Annotated in this window: 13 protein-coding genes; 4 read left to right on the top strand and 9 right to left on the bottom strand. The window is 51.1% G+C overall.

Translation table 11 applies throughout. The annotated features are described in order from the left end of the window. Positions 1 to 41 precede the first annotated feature (41 nt). On the bottom strand, positions 42 to 1,664 hold the full coding sequence (gene nhaB, locus GO013_RS12875; RefSeq protein WP_163811740.1) for a sodium/proton antiporter NhaB: 1,623 nt from the start codon (positions 1,662 to 1,664) through the stop codon (positions 42 to 44). A 368-nt stretch (positions 1,665 to 2,032) separates the two neighbouring features. On the opposite strand from nhaB, the gene GO013_RS12870 reads away from it, so the two are divergent. Further along, positions 2,033 to 2,245 (top strand): hypothetical protein, encoded by a 213-nt coding sequence (locus GO013_RS12870; RefSeq protein WP_163811738.1) that lies wholly within the window; start codon positions 2,033 to 2,035, stop codon positions 2,243 to 2,245. A gap of 408 nt (positions 2,246 to 2,653) precedes the next feature. Next, positions 2,654 to 4,615, top strand: a complete 1,962-nt coding sequence (locus GO013_RS12865; RefSeq protein ID WP_163811736.1) for a methyl-accepting chemotaxis protein — start codon at positions 2,654 to 2,656, stop codon at positions 4,613 to 4,615. A gap of 113 nt (positions 4,616 to 4,728) precedes the next feature. On the opposite strand, the gene GO013_RS12860 is transcribed toward GO013_RS12865, so the two are convergent. Next, positions 4,729 to 6,780 carry a methyl-accepting chemotaxis protein gene (locus tag GO013_RS12860; RefSeq protein ID WP_163811734.1) on the bottom strand — a complete coding sequence of 684 codons (2,052 nt, stop codon included), beginning with the start codon at positions 6,778 to 6,780 and terminating at the stop codon, positions 4,729 to 4,731. 359 nt (positions 6,781 to 7,139) lie between these two features. On the opposite strand from GO013_RS12860, the gene GO013_RS12855 reads away from it, so the two are divergent. Continuing rightward, positions 7,140 to 7,289, top strand: a complete 150-nt coding sequence (locus GO013_RS12855) for a lipoprotein (RefSeq protein WP_163811733.1) — start codon at positions 7,140 to 7,142, stop codon at positions 7,287 to 7,289. A gap of 287 nt (positions 7,290 to 7,576) precedes the next feature. On the opposite strand, the gene GO013_RS12850 is transcribed toward GO013_RS12855, so the two are convergent. The 6 genes from GO013_RS12850 to GO013_RS12825 form a co-directional block, all read right to left on the bottom strand. Further along, positions 7,577 to 9,526 carry a hypothetical protein gene (locus tag GO013_RS12850; protein ID WP_163811731.1) on the bottom strand — a complete coding sequence of 650 codons (1,950 nt, stop codon included), beginning with the start codon at positions 9,524 to 9,526 and terminating at the stop codon, positions 7,577 to 7,579. A gap of 1 nt (position 9,527) precedes the next feature. Beyond that, positions 9,528 to 10,262 carry a hypothetical protein gene (locus tag GO013_RS12845; RefSeq protein WP_203529596.1) on the bottom strand — a complete coding sequence of 245 codons (735 nt, stop codon included), beginning with the start codon at positions 10,260 to 10,262 and terminating at the stop codon, positions 9,528 to 9,530. 241 nt (positions 10,263 to 10,503) lie between these two features. Continuing rightward, complete coding sequence (locus GO013_RS12840; RefSeq protein ID WP_239057862.1) at positions 10,504 to 10,824, bottom strand: DUF2304 domain-containing protein; 321 nt, start codon at positions 10,822 to 10,824, stop codon at positions 10,504 to 10,506. 49 nt (positions 10,825 to 10,873) lie between these two features. Beyond that, entirely contained in the window at positions 10,874 to 11,599 is a 726-nt protein-coding gene (locus tag GO013_RS12835) for a glycosyltransferase family 2 protein (protein WP_163811725.1), read from the bottom strand. Between the two features lie 98 nt (positions 11,600 to 11,697). Further along, positions 11,698 to 12,726: an autotransporter outer membrane beta-barrel domain-containing protein gene (locus tag GO013_RS12830; protein WP_163811723.1), complete on the bottom strand. Its 1,029-nt coding sequence runs from the start codon at positions 12,724 to 12,726 to the stop codon at positions 11,698 to 11,700. Positions 12,727 to 12,837: 111 nt separating this feature from the next. Next, positions 12,838 to 13,959, bottom strand: coding sequence for a glycosyltransferase family 1 protein (locus GO013_RS12825; protein ID WP_163811721.1), 1,122 nt, complete (start codon positions 13,957 to 13,959; stop codon positions 12,838 to 12,840). 88 nt (positions 13,960 to 14,047) lie between these two features. Here GO013_RS12825 and GO013_RS12820 point away from each other — a divergent pair, with 88 nt between their 5' ends. Next, positions 14,048 to 15,181: a glycosyltransferase gene (locus GO013_RS12820; RefSeq protein WP_239057864.1), complete on the top strand. Its 1,134-nt coding sequence runs from the start codon at positions 14,048 to 14,050 to the stop codon at positions 15,179 to 15,181. 18 nt (positions 15,182 to 15,199) lie between these two features. Here GO013_RS12820 and GO013_RS12815 read toward each other — a convergent pair whose 3' ends face one another. After that, on the bottom strand, positions 15,200 to 18,034 hold the full coding sequence (locus GO013_RS12815) for a DEAD/DEAH box helicase (protein WP_163811805.1): 2,835 nt from the start codon (positions 18,032 to 18,034) through the stop codon (positions 15,200 to 15,202). Positions 18,035 to 18,149: the final 115 nt, after the last annotated feature.

The following is an 18,149-nucleotide window of genomic DNA, read 5'->3' as shown; positions in this document are numbered from 1 at the left end:
TGACTGACAATTCGGGGCGGTCCCGCATCATGGGATGCTTTTTACAACAGATAATACACGGCAGCCAAACCAGTCAGGGACATGGTGATGGTGTATGGCAACGCAAGGATGACCATACGGCCGTATGACAAACGGATGACCGGCGCAAGCGCGCTTGTCAACAGGAACAGGAATGCGGCCTGTCCATTGGGAGTCGCCACGGACGGAATGTTTGTTCCGGTATTGATGGCAACCGCCAACTTGTCAAAATGAGCCATCATCTCTTGAACCTGAGGAGCGACCGTGGCAGGCAGGCTGGCAATGACGTCGGCCCGAACCAGACTGGAATCGGTCAATTTGGCCATGAGAGCCTGACCGCTCATGCCGATACCCGGCAGGGCGTCAAGCAGACCGATGAAATGCAGCTTGGTCTCCGAGATGTACACCGTCGCCACAAACACGTTATCGGAGATGGAGGACAAAAGACCGTTAGCCGCATAATAGGCCACCAACTGCATCTGTCCTTTCATGCTCAAGACATACCCAATAATGGGCGCAAACAGATTCTGGGAATGAATGACACCAACAATAGAGAAGAAGACAACGAGCAGTGCGGTAAAAGGCAGTGCCTCCTCAAAGGCATGTCCAAGCTGGCTTTCTTCCACAACGCCAGTCATGGACGTCAACAGAATAATAACGGACAGGCCGACCAGACCGACCGCAGCAAGATGCATGGCGAGAGCCAAAATAAGCCACACCCCGATCAGGGCCTGGATACATAATTTGACCTTGCCACGCTGTCCCTGTTCCTTTTCCATACGAATGGCTGTTTCCAACAAAAACGAACGAATATTTCCAGGAAGCTCGGCTCCGTAGCCAAACACTTTAAACTGTTCCACGGCAAGACAGGTCAGCAGTCCCACGGCAAGAACCGGCATGGACACCGGCAGCACCTTGACGATGAAGGGAATGAAATGCCATCCCATCTCATGGGCAATCAAGAGATTCTGCGGCTCACCGACGAGAGTACAGACACCGCCAAGCGCTGTACCCACGGCACCGTGCATCATCAGATTGCGAAGAAAGGCCCGGAATGCCAACAGCTCTTCGCGGTCCTTCTGCTTGACAAACTCATCCGAAATCAGATTGTGAGAATCGCCACTGCCTTTGCCCGAAGCAAAACGGTGGTAGACATTATAAAATCCATAGGCCACGGCAATAATGACAGCCGTCACCGTCAGGGCGTCGAGGAAAGCAGAAAGGAAGGCTCCGGCCAGACAGAACAACAATGCAATCAGTTTTTTCGACCGAACCCGAACCAGGATTCGAGTAAACGTGAATTGCAGGAAATCCTTCATGAAATGAATACCGGCAACCATGAAGATCAACAGCAGAATCACCTCGAAATTATTGAGGGCTTCATGGTACACGACGTCTGCTGAAGTCAGCCCCATGGCAACGGCTTCGATAGCCAAAAGCCCACCAGCCGGAAGCGGATAACACTTCAAAGCCATCGTCAGGGTAAAAATGAATTCTGCAATCAGCAACCAGCCCGCCACAAAAGGCCCGACGGTAATCATGATAATCGGGTTGCAGACAAGACATGCAAGGATGGTAAGCTTATACCACACCGGGGCATTGCCGAGGAACATATTGACAAAAGTCCGTGCTAAAGGTTGAGCCATTTCATTCTCCATTGGCGCTGTAGATTATCATCACTGACCCGAAACAAAGGGAAAAGCTGTCACACAGGGCAACCTTCACCGCTTCTTGGATCGACACTCAACAAAAAGGCCGCATCCGTGGATGCGGCCTGCAATATGTAGACGCACCTCCACCATGATTTTCACGGCAGAAGTCTTCATCGCTTCAAGCGGTTCGAGGGGACCTCATCCCCTGACGACGGTCTAGGCCCATCATTAAAGAAAGTCAAGAATGAGCCGTTTGATATCGTTGAGCTTCTCAAGAAATCACCACCACACCCCCCTGTGAGCAATAGACCAATCAAAAAGTTGGTGATAAAGGGATGCTCCTCAACTCCAAAGGAGAAATGATGTTTAACCTGTTCTCAAGAAACTACAAAAAAGCAGCCTTGACCTTTTTGAAACAACATACGGTCGGGCAACGCGTGTATTCCATCGGTGATGGCGGAGCGAAAATGCGCTACCTACGAGAGTGTGGATACATTGTTTCCGACCGAGTTTCGGACTCTCGATGGGTTCACAAGATTATCAGCAAGCCGAAATCAACACAGACGCCCGAATAAAGAAAGGCCCGTTTTCACAAACGGGTCTTTCTCTTTTTGATTTCATACCTAATTTAATGGTATGTTTAATGAAAGATCACATTTCCGACGATGGTACTCGCCGATTCACCTCTTCGGCGCAAGGGACAGACTTTTCCCGTATTCGGGCATTCAATCGGCAAAAGTATACCGACTCCCCTTCAAGCCATCAAAATCTACAACATCCCCCCGCGACAAGGTCAAAACGTCATCCCTGACGATTTTGATTTTTCCTCGGCCTGGAAACGGAGAACAAATCATCCCACAAGAGTATACAATTTACAATATAAAAAATAATTTACCGATATCGAAAGGTCTATCTACAAAGAAGAGCACACTTGTGCCATGCCCGCTTCCTTGTATCAACTGAAACATTCATTAGGAGGCTTTATGCTCAATAACTTAAAACTCGGAATCAAGCTCAGTCTGGGATTCGGACTTGTCTTGCTCCTGACAGCTTTTGTCGCACTCATTGGGATCAATGGGATGCGAGATGTGGAGGACCGCGTTGACAAAGCGGATGACGTAAACAGACTTGTTCGATTCATTCTTGAAAGTCGCATTCAGGAAAAAAATGTCATGCTCCGCCACTCGACCGAAGCCATCGAAAATCACGCCGCAATCCTCCAGCAACTTCAAGCTCAAACACAAACGACCAGCCTGAAATTCTCCCATCAGATCAACAGGGACCAAATGAAGGATGTCACCGAGGCTGCCAAGGAATACGGCCAGGCTTTCGCCTCCTATGTGCAACTTGAAGGGCAAAACAAACAGGCCTTAAAAAAAATGCAAAGAGCAGCACAGGAAGCGATCTCCAAGACCACGGAACTCCGCGAGGAACAACAAAGCCAACTTGCGCAGCTGATCGCTTCAGAATCATCCGACAACAGTGCCCTCACAGACAAGCTGACAAAAGCGGATGACGCCGATACATTGATCCAATTGTTTCTCACTGCACGCATGAACGAAATCGAATTCATGTCAACGAAGGACGAATCCTTTCTGCAAAAAAGCAACGAGATACTGTCCCAACTATTCGAAAAGACTGCCGCTCTGAAAACGCGTTTCCGAAACCGGACCAACATCGCCCAAATTGAAACCGCCGTGGCGGCGTTGGAAACCTACCAAAACGAACAGAACAAATTCGCGACATACGCCAAACAACAGAGAGAGGCCGAAAAGACGATGATCGCCACTGCCCGGGAAGCCGATGAAATTTGCCGTGTCGCACGGGCTGATCAAAAAATGAAAATGGTCAATGAAATAAATACGGCAAACCTCACCAGTGCGATCACGGCAGCTATCGCACTTCTGTTAGGCATCCTGGCCGCGTTCTTCCTCACTCGGGCCATTACGAAACCCCTGGCCATGGGCGTCACTTTTGCCAAGGACATGTCCAATGGTGATTTCACCAAGACACTCGACATCGATCAGAAAGACGAAGTCGGCATGTTGGCCAAGGCCATGAATAACATGGTCCTGAAGCTGCGCTCCGTGGTTGCTGACGTGGACATGGCCACGGACAACGTCGCCACCGGCAGTGAAGAGATGTCCGCCTCATCAGAATCCCTTTCGCAGGGTGCGACTGAACAGGCGGCCTCCATCGAGGAAGTCTCTTCGTCCATGGAAGAAATGGCATCCAATATCAGCCAGAATGCGGACAACGCCACGGAAACAGACACATTGGCAACCAAAGCCGCTGCCGACGCCAAGGAAAGCGGCGTTGCAGTCAACCAAACAGTCAATGCCATGAAGAGCATTGCCGAAAAAATATCCATCATTGAAGAAATCGCTCGGCAAACAAATCTGCTGGCCCTGAATGCCGCCATTGAGGCCGCCAGAGCCGGTGAACACGGCAAGGGTTTTGCCGTGGTTGCCGCCGAAGTCCGCAAATTGGCAGAACGGTCAGGCTCGGCCGCAGCTGAAATCAGCGAGCTGTCCTCTTCAAGTGTCAGAGTGGCTGACCGAGCGGGAGAAATGTTACAATCCCTGGTCCCGGACATTGAAAAGACAGCCGCCCTCATCCAGGAAATATCTGCTTCAAGTAATGAACAAAATGCCGGAGCTGCCCAGATCAACCAGGCCATCGCCCAGCTCGATCTGGTCATCCAGCAAAACGCATCGGCCTCCGAAGAAATGGCGTCCACCAGCGAAGAATTGTCCGCCCAAGGACAGGCCCTTCAGACGACAATGGCATTTTTCAAGGTCGCAGAAGAATCACAATACGGAGCACCACGAACCGTGGCCACGGTTTCCAGCAAAAAGACCGCACTGCCGTCAAAGTCCAAGACTGGTGGACAAAAAAGTCCATCAAATCAACTCGGATCAAACGACGATTATGAACGATTTTAATCCGTTGTAACCAACCGTCAACACATCAAAATGGCCCGGAATCAATCAGATTCCGGGCCGCATACCGTTAATATTTCACACAGTTCAAATCACATCCCAGTCAAAGACCCTACTCAAACACGAACAGGCTGCGATTCCTTTTCGTATGGCGACACGGAAACAGCGATTGAAGTATCCTCAGCGAAATCGTCAACTTCTTCACCAGACACCATTTCATGCATACTCCGGCGCAATTCTTCGGACAATTCCACCAGATCAATCACTGCGGTGTGCGCATTTTCAACCCCTTCGGTAAAGGATTTCGCGATCTGACTGACTTCCTCCATGGCTTTTGAAATCTGTTCCGACGCCACGCTTTGTTCTTCGGACGCCGATGCAATACTCTCCACATTCAGCACATTCTGTTCAACCAGAGAGATGATGGAATCCTGCGCCTCGCCCGAAGCCCGGGCCTGGAGGGCACTGTGTTTCACGACCTCGACAACATCACGAAATCGTTCAATATTCCGAGCGGATGAATGTTGAATGGACACGACATGCTCTTCCACTTCCTTGGTGGCGGACATCGTCTTTTCCGCCAATTTTCTGACTTCATCGGCAACCACGGCAAACCCTCGCCCGGCTTCTCCGGCACGAGCTGCCTCAATGGCGGCATTCAGGGCCAGCAGGTTTGTCTGATCCGCAATTTCATTGATGACATCCATGACTTGTCCAATGGATTCAACCTGCACCCCGAGCTTTTCCAGCCCCTGACTTATCTTGTCGGTAAATCCATTGACATCTTCAATGGAAGTTACGGCATCCGAAACCAACCCAGCACCTTCCACCGCCGTATCCCGAGCATCCATGGCCCGACCTGTCGCCTGCGACGCATTCCTGCTCACTTCACAGACAACCGCATTCATCTGATCCATCGCAATCGCGGTTTCCATGACCCGTTCATGCTGACTGTGTGACCCCTGTCGAATCTGCACCAACATGGCAGCGACCTGCTCGGTTGCTCCTCCCACGCGGTCAGCTATGCCTTCCGCCTGCTTGCCCGTCTCGGACATGCGGCCCCACAGGGTTCGCACACGACGCTCCTGCTCCTGGGTCGCCAACATGGCTTGCCGCGCGGCTTCTGCCTGTGCCACAGCCTCCGCCTCCTTGAGGCGCACGGCCTCCAACTGCTCGTGCAACTGCCTGACCATCTGCATCAAATCATCGCACAAATTCTTGAATTCATGATTGAATGTGCCCGAGGGTCGAGCTTCCAAATTCCCATCCGCAACATCGCGCGAATATTTCTGCAAGGCTCCGAGCGGTCGAGTGATCGAAAACAACGTCCACAGGATACACAAAACGATAAAAACACATGCAGCAATTTCGACACTGATGACCGCCATATCCACATAACTGGCGACCTGGGCACTCTTTTCCATGTAATGATTTCTGATGTCCTTGAGAACCGGCTCAAGGGCCGTTGCGGATTGCGCCAAATGCGCTGCGGCGGCATCACCGGATTCCAGGCTCTTTCGATAGCCACTGAAGGCATTCAGATAAATATCCATCTTTTCCGCAAAATCTATCCGATCCTGCCCCTCGAACAAGGACGACGCTGCAACAGCGGCCTGCATCTTGTCTATCCACGCATCCATCCGCTCAATGTACACCGCCTGACGACGCATGATATAATTTTTTTCTTGCCGACGAATTTGTAACAAGAGTACCGTCATATCAAGACTGTCCAACCCGGCAAAAATCTCTTCCAGCCCTCGGGCGGACATGATGAATCGGTTGCGCCACCCTGAATCAATGGTCAATCCGATAGCAATCTCGGCATCGGCGAGGGTATGAAAATTGGTCTCATATTCCAGAAGAAGCTCCAATGCGTTATCTGAGGATTCTGCCATTTCGGGATCAGCGTTGGCAATGGACTTGATACTGTCCCGAACCGCAGTGACATGCGTATCCACCCGCGCGATAGCATCGATTTTTTTGCGCAATTGAAAATTTTTCTCCTGTCTGCGCGATTGCAAAAGCTCGCCATACGCATTGCGCGCCTCTTTCATCAGGGTCGCGTAATGGTCCGAAATATTCCGTCCGAATCGGGTCACCCCAAAGACTAAAGCAAAGCAGACCACACAAACCAGAAGCACCAGGACAAGCTTGTTTCTCACCGACATCTGTCTCCTCCCTGCATGTTTATCTCGCCCACCAAACAAGAGGAACAGAGAAAAGCAATCAATATGCCAGTGGCACGACTCTATTTATTCAATCAATTCCAGGATGTTCTATCAATTTGCGCAAAGCAAGAAACCGTTTGCAATAAAAAAAACACGCAAAACCATGTTGCACGAAAAACGCATTCTACTAAAATATAATGATATAATGGAATTGCTCAAAAAGTATTCTGACACGCTGTACCACGTCAAAACGAAAAAGACCTCACCCGCCAAAAATGCACGAAAAGTCTTCACGAACTCGACAACCAACAAAATTCCATGGTAACCTCGGACACAACACCGTTTTGAGGAGGCCTTTCATGAAACGTTTTATGCTGATTTTGACAATCCTTGCCGTACTCGCAGGATGCGCCACAAAAGATCACGCCCCCAATGAAGACGCAACAAACGAATCTCCAAGGGATTCTGAAGTCGTCAAGGGCATCGGAAGTCGGGGGATGAATCCGTAATCCTTGATTGAACCGAAAATGTTTTGACACTCTCATTGGACACGAAATCCAACGAGGGGCAATCCAATCAAGACCGGATGGGACGTGTATCCCACAAAGATGTTGGCCATCACGTGGCCTTTGTGATTGTCATTTTGTGCGATACAAAGTGATACAGACATTATCGTGTCGAGCCGCAGATCACAAAACTGACATGAAAACCGTCAGGTCTTTTATGACGAGTTTATTCGAAGGACCATTTTTCATTCAAGTCTCTCGCCTTCACCTTCCCTTTCGGCCTTCCTCAATTAATGCACTCGCCACACTCCTCCGGTGTCATACTCGAAAAAAAACGGTTCAAAAGTCGTTGTATCGCCTTCAAACAACCCAAGAAGTCGAAAAAGAACGGACCGCACGACCGGCCTCGTGGCAACAGCAAGGAAATTCGTCGCTGCCGAATGAACAAGATATGGGTCAGGAAGAGTCCCAAAATCAAACAGATCGGGAGTCTTGCCGGTGGCATCGATGACACGTCCAAAGGAATCATACCCTTTATTGACAATCATTTCGGGGACAACAACTGCATTCGATGCAGGGTCATACTGAAAACCGTCCTTGGGAAACAGATCAAGCTGGTTCACCACGGGAGGAATGTGCTCATCAAAAACATGGGCAAAAGCATACAAATAGCCGACGGTTGTATACACGCGTGCGGGAAGGCAAAGAGCGACGGAAGGAGCGGCCTTGCGTGGAGTCTGGGCAAGCCGGGCGTTGAACCTGGCAACCGCTTCAGGCCAACCGGTCCCCTTGTGCCGAAGATCAAGCTCATTTGGTGAAGCAACAGCAAAATGTTTCATCCACAGAGCGGCCTTTCGCATGTCAGGCTGCATCAACGGATAGGCTGCGGTAAAACAACTGAGATCGGTTTGTGAACCGCCATCAAAAAACGTCTTCATGCCGGTTAAATATCGATAAAAATACCCAAAATCCCACCATGTCCAGATCACGGTATCCGAGGGAAAATCCTGACTGATTTTTTGTGCAAGGATAAAATCACCGCGAGTAAAATACGACACAGGGCGATAGGAAGCCGCATTGGACACACCCCAAAAAAGGACCGAAGCGCACACCACTGTCAAAAGGCCCTGCACCGTCCTTTCATGTGCTTTCCACCGTGCAGCAAACGTATGAATCCCCCATTCACCAACAAAAAAAACACCATAGACCGTAAAAAATGCGGCCACAGGCACGAACAAAGGAATAAAACGTTGGGATAGCATGGACGCCCCGCCAAAGATCCACGCCGAGGCCAAAAACAGCGCTTTCCATTTATACCGGACACAATACCCGACGGTTCCCACCAATGCCGGGAAAAGGAGAATGGGACTACCAAGACTTTTGGTCCCGATACCCCACGGTCCCACTGCGCCCAACTCGATAATTGCATCAGAGAGAAGCGACTTCGAGACACCACCAAAGGCCAAGTTGATATGTTCGACAAGGTACGCCGCCTGTTTCACAACAGGATCGTATCCGGCAAGCAGAAGCCCAAGAACACAAAGACCACAGCCCAAAAGAACGACTTTTGCAACGCGATCAAACGAACTATATCGCGGATACGCGACATAGCAGACCAAATATCCGGCAATGAGGAATGCACCAGGCCGCCACCAGAACCATGTCACCAGCAACACGCCCAAATAGAGCAACGCCCATGGCCAACGTTTGACAGCTTGCGTGGAAAACTTGAACACACAATACAAGGCATACAGGCACAGTCCGGGAACAAGCGTATCGGTATCCAAAAACCCGACCTGCGACCGAAGAAGCCAATACGGAGCCAGCATCGCCAACGGACCAGAAACAAGAATCACGGGGATGGACCTGGTTTCAACGGCCCACGGCAACACGGCAAGAAGCATGGAAAAGCCGAGCACCGGCCCAGCATACAGACTGAGACAATGCAAAAGTTCCACATTGTTTCCGGCAATTGCGGCAAGCGTGTACGGTAAAAGCATTGACTGCCGCACATCGGACACAATTGCGCTGAAACTGGTGCCGCTTTGAGCAAGACGGCGAGCCTGTTCCAAATAATAATATCCGTCATTGTTCCCGATGAGAGGGGAACCATTCCACAGAATACCGCGCTCAAAAAATGCGCTCAGGCTCTGCCAACCAAGCAGGACACTCATTGTGGCTGAGACAAGAATGACAGTGACAACCGCCCATGTCAGCCCTGAAAAACGGTACCGCGTCATGTCACTGGCTCCTCTCGACGGTCGTCAAGACTTCAGACACCACTGCCCCCCAGTCTCCACCATGAGAAATTCCATCAACGGTCATGATCTTCACATGCTGCGGATCTTCAAACCTGCCAACATACTTGGCGGCCACAGTTGGCGGCATGACAGTGTCATCGGTACTGACGATATGGATCTGAGGTATGGCCTCAAGTCGGTACGAAAAATCAGCAGGATTCAATGAATTTCGTAATGGCGAAACATGATGGAGCGTTGTCCAAAAGGCATGATCCAAATTTCCTGCGATAGTGATAACCGAATCGACATCAGTCCTCCGGGCCGCCAATAACAGCGCAATGGCACCGCCTCCGGAATATCCGACAAGCTCTAACCGACTGGCCTTGGCTCGCGATTTCAGCGTCTCCAAAACAACGTCCATGTCAGCCACGACAGGCTCGGAAAACCGTGCAGATGTCCAGACCGGGACACGACAATTTCTTCGAGAATCATCGCAAACAAATTGACAGGGGCGAGCAAGATAGCCCACCACCGAAAAAGGATCGATTGAGGCCAAATGAAAGGCCACGGGATTTTCAGGAGTGGGATCAACAGATGGCCGTCGTTTGGACAGCCAGGCCTTTCCATCGCCTTCGATGTAGACACGCAGGACAGGCCCGTGCCCACGTAAACAAACAGCCACATCAAAATGCTCAGCCGAAACGTGAGAGGCTTCAAATCCGGATTGAAGCGCCATTGAGTCTATGGAAGGGGGGGAACAACTGGCAACGCACAGAAAAGAGGCTATAACCAGCACAAAAAGGACAATTTTTTGGGACATCATATCACCCTCTAAAATGAGAAACTGGTTTGATCAGAGACGACTCTAAGCAAACCAGTTCCTGCAAAATAGGAAGTAATTAGAAACTGATTTAGACCTACACATATCTCCACTCCACGTCAAGAGGTATATGGCAATACCGTTCGCTTTCAGCACGTTATTTTTCTGTATTTTCGGCATCCTTCTGCGCCAATTTTTCCTCTCTCAGTCTCTGTAACTCTGCTTCGTAGGACGCCATTTTCTGGCTCATTATCCGCAATCTGATTTCTTGCTTCGTCCGTTCAATATCCATGGTCAAAATCTTTACAAACAAGAAGCACAAAGCAAGAAGAATCGGCAGAACTGGTGGATAGGAAATTCCAAACATCCACCCGATGCGATCAAGCAATTGGGGAAAAAGTCCGGCGAAAAGCAGACCAAATACGGCAAGAATCCACCAAAAAATGTGCATCACACCAAGTCGCTGGCGTCGAATCAAAAAAATGATGACTCCAGAAAAAAACAGGGCGAGACATGCCGCGACCCAATTATATACCGTCATATTCCGTCCAATCTCGTGTCGTTTTTTTGCTGCCTGAAACATAGTCCGTCATTATCCAAAGACAGGTTTTCAGCATGTATGAGAATACAGAAAACCATGAATTGAAAATGCGGGAACAGCCATCTTCCCGAGCACACATGGCCACAGGGACTTCCTGAAAATCAATCTTCATTCGTCGAAGCAACAAAAGCACACCGAGATCCTGATAGTCAAACAATACTGCCTCTCTGCACATCAAGACTTCGGCCGCGTTCCGTCCGTAGACCCTGAACCCAGAGGTCAGATCCTGAACCCGAAGGCCTGTCACACACGAAAAGAACTTCCACGCCAATTTCCGCGCCGCACTTCCTCTCTGAGGGAAACTACCAATCAAGACATCGGCTGGTGACGTTTCCAGTTTATCCAACAAAATTGGTATAAATTCCGGACGATGCTGACCATCTGCATCCATGGTGATAAAACATTCGTAAGCATGACTTTTCAAGGCGTATAACATACCGGCCTGAATAGCCCCCCATGCCCCTGTTGCAAATGGCATTCGCAAGACAATCGCTCCGGCCGCAAGGGCAACATGATCCGTTCCATCATTGCTACAATCATCCACCACGTACACATCAAACCCCAAAGCCCGTATTTCAGTCACAACGGGCCCGATGGTATGCGCCTCATTCAGAGCCGGGATAATTATTGCAACATTTTGAGTATTCGACATTAAAAAAACACATCCATTCAGCGTTTATTCGGCTACAATTCTTAAAAAAAAAGGGGTGGCGTTTCAGCCACCCCTTTGTTTTCATCATTTGCCGCTATTTAGAATTCATAACGAACGCTGGCCTGACCTCGGTAGGCATTGTACTTGGAACGGCCGGCGGAAGCACCGCCTTCCAGGCCCAAGGACCAATCGTTACCGATATGCCAGTTGGCACCAAGCACACCCTCGAATTCGTCGTAATCCGAATGGACAGGGGTAACAGAGGTGGCGACATCGTAGAAGTAACGGAGAGCGGCGTAAGGCTCAATACCGTTATCGAAGATGTAAGCAGCCTTTGCTTCAGCACTCACCTGACCAAGATAGGTGTCAGGATTGGCAACATCAGTGGCGCCGCGGGAATATGAACCCAAGTCACCATCAATGTACATGAAGCCAAGACGTCCACTCAAAGTCCATTTGTCAACCATGTAGTACTGGGACAAACCAAGGTTGGTCATCATACGGGTTGAATCGTATTTGGCAGAATCAGTACCGTCGTTGTCCTTATAGCGGGAATCCGTATAGGCAAAAGAGGCATCGAATATTGTCGTGTCAGTAATGTTATATGCAGCATATGGCATGATGGTCCATTCGTGCTCAGTCCGGATATACCCGTCATCAGCGCCACCATTCCAATCTTTCTTGTCGAGATCCAGCGTTCCGGTACCGGCTGCGATACCAATCAACAGATCTGAAGTTGCACGCCAGTCAGCACCAATCAACAGATTGAATGCGTTCGCGTCATACTTGCCACCGGATGCGTCACTTTCAAATGAATTGAAGGCGCCCATACCCCAAAGGCCAAATTCGTTTGCACTGTCACCGGAGGACAGGCCAAGTTCTTCAGCGTTTGTTGCAAAAGCGAACGAGCCGTTTTTGCTGATATGATTTTTGGCAGTCGCATCAAAACCCGCAGGTTTCGGAGCGGCTATCGTTGCCACACGCCCTTGCACCATGGTGCTCAAGGCCTGACTGCTGGTGCGGGCGATATCGCTATTCGCCTGCTGCTGGCCATTTGTTTCCGCAAAGGCCATGGTTGCAAAGGCCATTGCGGCCAGCACCATGACAAAAATTGCAAAACGTTTCATGAGATCTTCTTCCTTCTTTAGACAGTTTCTAATACTTTCCTAACCATCATGCACCTGATGGTTCCAAAAAAAATACCCTCTTCTATTATTTTGTCAACCATTTTTTACGGTTCAAACCGCATTCTCCTCGATACATTTTCCCATCGTCAATGAAGCGGTTCTTCTCCAACTAAACGAAACTGAACGTTTTTTCCCCTTCCCCGCTAATTCAGACAGTCTCTCAATCGACAAAACCGTTTCGTCTATTTTATCCGCAAATCCACGTAAGTCGTGCGTATCATCCACAGAGGCAACGGCCTGTCCGCCGACTTCTTCAAGAGCTCCCGCTCTGGACGCCAAAACAGGACAGCCACAGGCCATGGCTTCAACCACAGGCAATCCAAACCCTTCATATTCACTGGGCATCACAAGCATTGTCGCCCGACGATACACTTGTGCCAACACTCGATCCGAAAGAAATCCGAGCCCCACCACATTTGTTCCCTGCACCGAATTCCACCCAGTCCAGCCGACAACGACCAACGGTAGATTCACATGGCTCAATCCAATGGCGGCAATAGCTTTATCGAGATTTTTCCTGGGATCACCACTTCCCACAAAAAGCAGAAAGTCTTCCGGCAGTCCTGCTTTTTCAAGGAAGGCCTGCGCTTCCAGGTCATCACCATCGTTAAACAGCGTCTCGTCAACGCCAAGATGCGTCACCGTAATCAACGCAGGATCAATGTAAAGATGGTCCACCATCTCCTGTTTGGTAAATTCGGAAACCGCACAAAAGGCACCCACGGAAGGGACTCTGTCATGAAAAAAATGTTGCCAATACCGCACACGTTCCCGGGGATGCCAAGAGGGATGCAACAACAGTGACAGATCATGAATGGTCATCACAGTTCGCTTTGCCCGTTTGGCCTGAAAAGGGAAATAGCCCGCTTCATGATAGATGTCATAGCCCGGATTGATCCTAGCGAAACTCCTCTCAAGCGAAGCGTGTTGCATCATGCGGGCTCCGAATGCGATGGGAGTGGGCATTTTCCACAGAAGTTGTCCCACACGCTCTTTCCACCCCGGCCCAACGGGGTCAGGCATGGTTGAAACAATTCCTTTGCCTGTAAAATATGACACTTCGAAAGAATCCGACCATTCTGCTTCGAGCGCGGAATACAGTCCACGAAGATACCGACCAACCCCGGTCCCAACGACGGTCAACGGCATGGCATTCACCAAAATTTTTTTCACGAAACACCCTTTCCCATTGAATCATACGAGGTTGTGTTCACGCATAGCCTTGATTCCCCACCTCGTCTAGCGTACATCCTTGACTGATATGAAGCTCCTCCACATCAGCAAATTCACGTCCCCTGAACGAGGTGGCGTTGAAACTTTTGTTCGAGACCTTTCCGTGGAACAGGCCCGACACGGTTCGCACGTCCATATTTTATGCCATCACTCCAAGCCCTTTCAAGCGTCTGATACCGTCTCTCGCGAAGGGGTGAATATCACTCGTGCAACCACGGCATGCACCTTTTCATTTGCCCCGCTTTCGCCAACTTTTCCACTGTTGTTGCGCACACTCACCACACGAAACGCCCCTAACGTCATTCACCTGCACCTGCCCAATCCAGCAGTGCTCTTCTGTGGCAGACTCCCAAAAGACATACCACTCGTCATCCATTGGCACGCGGATGTTCACGGATCGCCAAACAGTTTGGTCAAGACACTCTATCCGGCATATCGCATTTTTGAACAACGGTGCCTCCACAAAGCGGCCAGCATCATTGCCACGTCATCGCACTATCTGGAATCAAGTGCTTCACTCCGTCGCTGGAACGACAAATGTACCGTGATTCCTCTCGGGCTTGATAGAGACCGGTATCCGTTGCACCCAAAAAAACCGTCGTCTCCCGCCCCTCTCATCGCCAGTGTCGGCAGATTTGCCTATTATAAAGGATATGAACATCTCGTCCATGCCGCCCAACAACTACCAGACGTCCAATTCGTCATCGCGGGGAACGGCCCTTTGTTCCCGAAAATCACACAACTCGTCCACCAACTGGGACTGACGGACCGAGTGCATCTCCCCGGCCACATCTCGGACACGGAACTCCACACCCTGCTGGGCCATGCCACGGCATTCTGTCTACCCTCCGTGGATAGGGGCGAAGCCTTTGGTGTGGTGCTGCTCGAAGCCATGCGGTACGGACTGCCACTCGTCAGCACATCCATTCCCGGTTCAGCAACCGGATGGGTCAATCAGGACGGCATCACGGGGCGAGTCGTGCCCCCCAATGATCCCAAAGCCCTTGCTCATGCCATTCAAGAATTTGTTAAAAATCCTGAGACCACAAAAAAATACGGCGTAGCAGCACAACAACGGCTCAAAGACCGCTTTACCATCGAAAAAGTCGCCGAGTCCATCAACCGTGTTTATGAACGCGTCATCACCCGATCGACCACATAGATCCCACGGCCCATCCCCTTACCAGTCAATGGGCAATTTGACCTTTTGTCCGGCCTTGTTGGTAAACAAGACATGGCCATGCTCTCGGCCAAACAGATAGACATCCCGCGTCACGGCAACATCCTGTCGGCAATATTCGGTGATGAGGTCCAGCCGCCCTTCCTGCCACCATTTCAGGGCTTGCAAACCGTCTGCGGATTTGCCGACATTCAGGGTGGCTGAAGCGATATTGTCGAGTTTGAGTCGATATCCAAGCCTGTTGTGCACTTCCATCAGCAAATCAAGATTCGGCAATCCGCGAAAATGAAAAGGATTCAACCCGCTGAGGACGGCGTAGTCGAATTTGACATGATTGAAACCGATCACCAGATCGAACTGTTGCAAATGCTCGACCAGTTCCGGCATCTGGTCCTGTTCATAATCATGCATGGCGTCATCATCTGAATCATACACGCAGGCGATGGAAACGCCCATGCGATCAGCCCGATTCCAGCCACCGACTTCAGCGGCGGAGTAACGGGTTTCGATGTCAATCACGCCATACCGCTTGGGAGCGGGTTTCTTCAGGTCAATTCCAGGTAGAAGCGTCACATCTATCTCCTTGGGTTCGATTGATTTCGGGTCTCCCGAACGAATCGCCTCAAGCACAAATTGAGCGGCCCGTTTGTCGATGGGACGATTGCCTGATCCACACTTGGGCGAATGGACACAGGACGGACACCCCAAATCACAGGGACAGTCCTCAATGGTCTTGAGCGTCGTCTCGATCAGTTCATCGGCGTGCTCAAAGGCCTGCCGAGTCAACCCGGCTCCTCCGGGCATCCCATCATAAATGAAAACAGCCGGGCCTTCCACCTGTGGATGCATGGGGGTGGAGATGCCACCGAGGTCGTTTCGGTCGGTCATGACCAGCAGGGGCAACATGCCGATGGCCGCGTGCTCAAAGGCGTGGATACCACCCATGAAATGAAGGAATTCCTCTTCGCATCGACGGCGGATGTCATGGCCGATCTCAAACCAGATGGCTTCGGTTTCAAAAACTGAAGGCGGCAAATCGAGCGGCATGATGCCAAGGAGCTTTCCCCCTCGGACAGACCGTTTTTCATAGCCGGTAATCTGCTCGGTCACCTTGACTCGGCCATAATAAACCCGGGTGCCAAAACACGCTTTCTGACCAAGGACTTCCAAGATCTCCGTGTCCTTGTTGCCTCTGGGTTTGGTATAATACCCCACCCGTTGCTTGCGGGCATGAACAGCACCGGCTCCGACGTTGAGATCGGTGATGACATACGTCTGGCCGCGATGCAGATACACGGCTCCGGGATGGGTTTCGCGAAACGCCCGGTGGGCGTCAATGGTACCGATGACCGGGGCCTTTTCCGTGACCGAGGAAATGTCTTCGATATGCAATTGCTGCCCGGCTCCACGCAAATCAACGTCTCGATGCGGCCGCTTCCGGCTGGACACGACTTCCGCCGGATGTCCGGCCAGTTCGGGTTGAACCTCGAACAATCGGCCAAGTGAGACGAGTTCCTGAACACGATCGCTCACAGCCTTTTCCCGGAGAAACGTTTCGCCATGACGCACGGTCAATTCGGCGGCGGCACAAATGAGGTGTCGATCCATGATGACCGGATTGTACGGATTGAGCATGGCGGATTCCGGGGGGCGACTGAAAAAATCATCCGGGTTGCGCATGAAATATTGATCGAGCGCGTCTTCCTGGGCGATAAGGGCCACCATGCTGTCCTGCTGGCTGCGGCCCACGCGCCCACCGCGTTGCAACGTGGCCATGATCGAACCGGGATAGCCCACCATGATGCAGACATCCAATCCGCCGATATCAATGCCAAGCTCAAGGGCCGAAGTGGAAATGACGGCCAACAGATCGCCATCAGCCATCCGTGTTTCAATTTCACGCCGCTCCTCGGGGAGAAAACCGGCACGGTAGGCAGAAATTTTCTCCTTAAATCGCCCACTCCGTTCCGTGGCCCACATGGAAATGAGTTCAGTCATCTTGCGGGACTGACAATAAACAATGGTCCGCAGATTTCGGGCCAATGCGGCTTGAAGCAACTGAATGGCGGCTTGTGACGGGCTGCCGTCCGGGTTGAAAAAGACCATGTGCCGTCCTCCGCGCGCCGCACCGGATTCGAGAATGGGGTGAACATCCAACCCGGTCAACATGTGGCAGAGTTCAGCGGGATTGCCGATGGTGGCGGAACAAAAAACGAATGTGGGGGTGGCCCCGTAATATCGACACAACCGCAAAAGACGCCGAAACACCATGGCCATATGTCCACCCATGACGCCCCGATAGGTATGAACTTCGTCCACCACAATATGGGTCAGGCCGGACAGGAATTCCGCCCAGCTCGCATGAAACGGCAACATGGACAAATGGACCATTTCCGGATTGGACAAAATGACATTGGGTGGCGAATTGCGAATTTTCTTGCGAAAATGGGGCGTGGTATCCCCATCATAAATGGCGGCGGTGGGACGACGTTCCTCCGGCAAGAGCGCGGCCAATTCGTTGAAGCCCTTGAGCTGGTCCTGAGCCAATGCCTTGAGCGGAAACAGATACAGGGCCTTGGCTTCAGGGTCGGCCAGGCACCGTTCCATGACCGGAAGATTGTACGTCAACGTCTTGCCGCTGGCCGTGGGCGTGGCCACGACTACATGGCGACCGGCCCGGACATAATCCACGGCTTCGGCCTGATGCGCATAGAGTTGATCCATGCCAAGCAGGGTCAATGCAGCGCGCAACGGAGTCGGCCATGGACGACGAGGTTCGCCAAAACGGGCCTCGGCTCCATCCAGGAAACGATGGTCCGCTATCTGGGGTGCCATCTGCCGGGATTCGAGCATGGCGGTGACGTATTCGGTAATCGATGGTTCCACGAAATAAATGGTAGTCCGAGTGACACAGTGAAGCAAGCGGAGAAATACACACGCCGCACCGGGA

This window comes from Pseudodesulfovibrio sp. JC047 (assembly GCF_010468615.1).
Lineage (GTDB): Bacteria > Desulfobacterota > Desulfovibrionia > Desulfovibrionales > Desulfovibrionaceae > Pseudodesulfovibrio.
The sequence above is the reverse complement of the archived record's forward strand: the minus strand, read 5'-3'. Positions and strand labels throughout refer to the sequence as shown.

Bases quoted from the DNA above. Each gene is read 5' to 3' on its own strand.
- GO013_RS12820 (WP_239057864.1), top strand. From the start codon at position 14,048: ATGAAGCTCCTCCACATCAGCAAATTCACGTCCCCTGAACGAGGTGGC.
- GO013_RS12830 (WP_163811723.1), bottom strand. From the start codon at position 12,726: ATGAAACGTTTTGCAATTTTTGTCATGGTGCTGGCCGCAATGGCCTTT.
- GO013_RS12850 (WP_163811731.1), bottom strand. From the start codon at position 9,526: ATGACGCGGTACCGTTTTTCAGGGCTGACATGGGCGGTTGTCACTGTC.
- GO013_RS12870 (WP_163811738.1), top strand. From the start codon at position 2,033: ATGTTTAACCTGTTCTCAAGAAACTACAAAAAAGCAGCCTTGACCTTT.
- GO013_RS12865 (WP_163811736.1), top strand. From the start codon at position 2,654: ATGCTCAATAACTTAAAACTCGGAATCAAGCTCAGTCTGGGATTCGGA.
- GO013_RS12835 (WP_163811725.1), bottom strand. From the start codon at position 11,599: ATGTCGAATACTCAAAATGTTGCAATAATTATCCCGGCTCTGAATGAG.
- GO013_RS12845 (WP_203529596.1), bottom strand. From the start codon at position 10,262: ATGGCGCTTCAATCCGGATTTGAAGCCTCTCACGTTTCGGCTGAGCAT.
- GO013_RS12860 (WP_163811734.1), bottom strand. From the start codon at position 6,780: ATGTCGGTGAGAAACAAGCTTGTCCTGGTGCTTCTGGTTTGTGTGGTC.
- GO013_RS12855 (WP_163811733.1), top strand. From the start codon at position 7,140: ATGAAACGTTTTATGCTGATTTTGACAATCCTTGCCGTACTCGCAGGA.
- nhaB (WP_163811740.1), bottom strand. From the start codon at position 1,664: ATGGCTCAACCTTTAGCACGGACTTTTGTCAATATGTTCCTCGGCAAT.
- GO013_RS12815 (WP_163811805.1), bottom strand. From the start codon at position 18,034: ATGGCACCCCAGATAGCGGACCATCGTTTCCTGGATGGAGCCGAGGCC.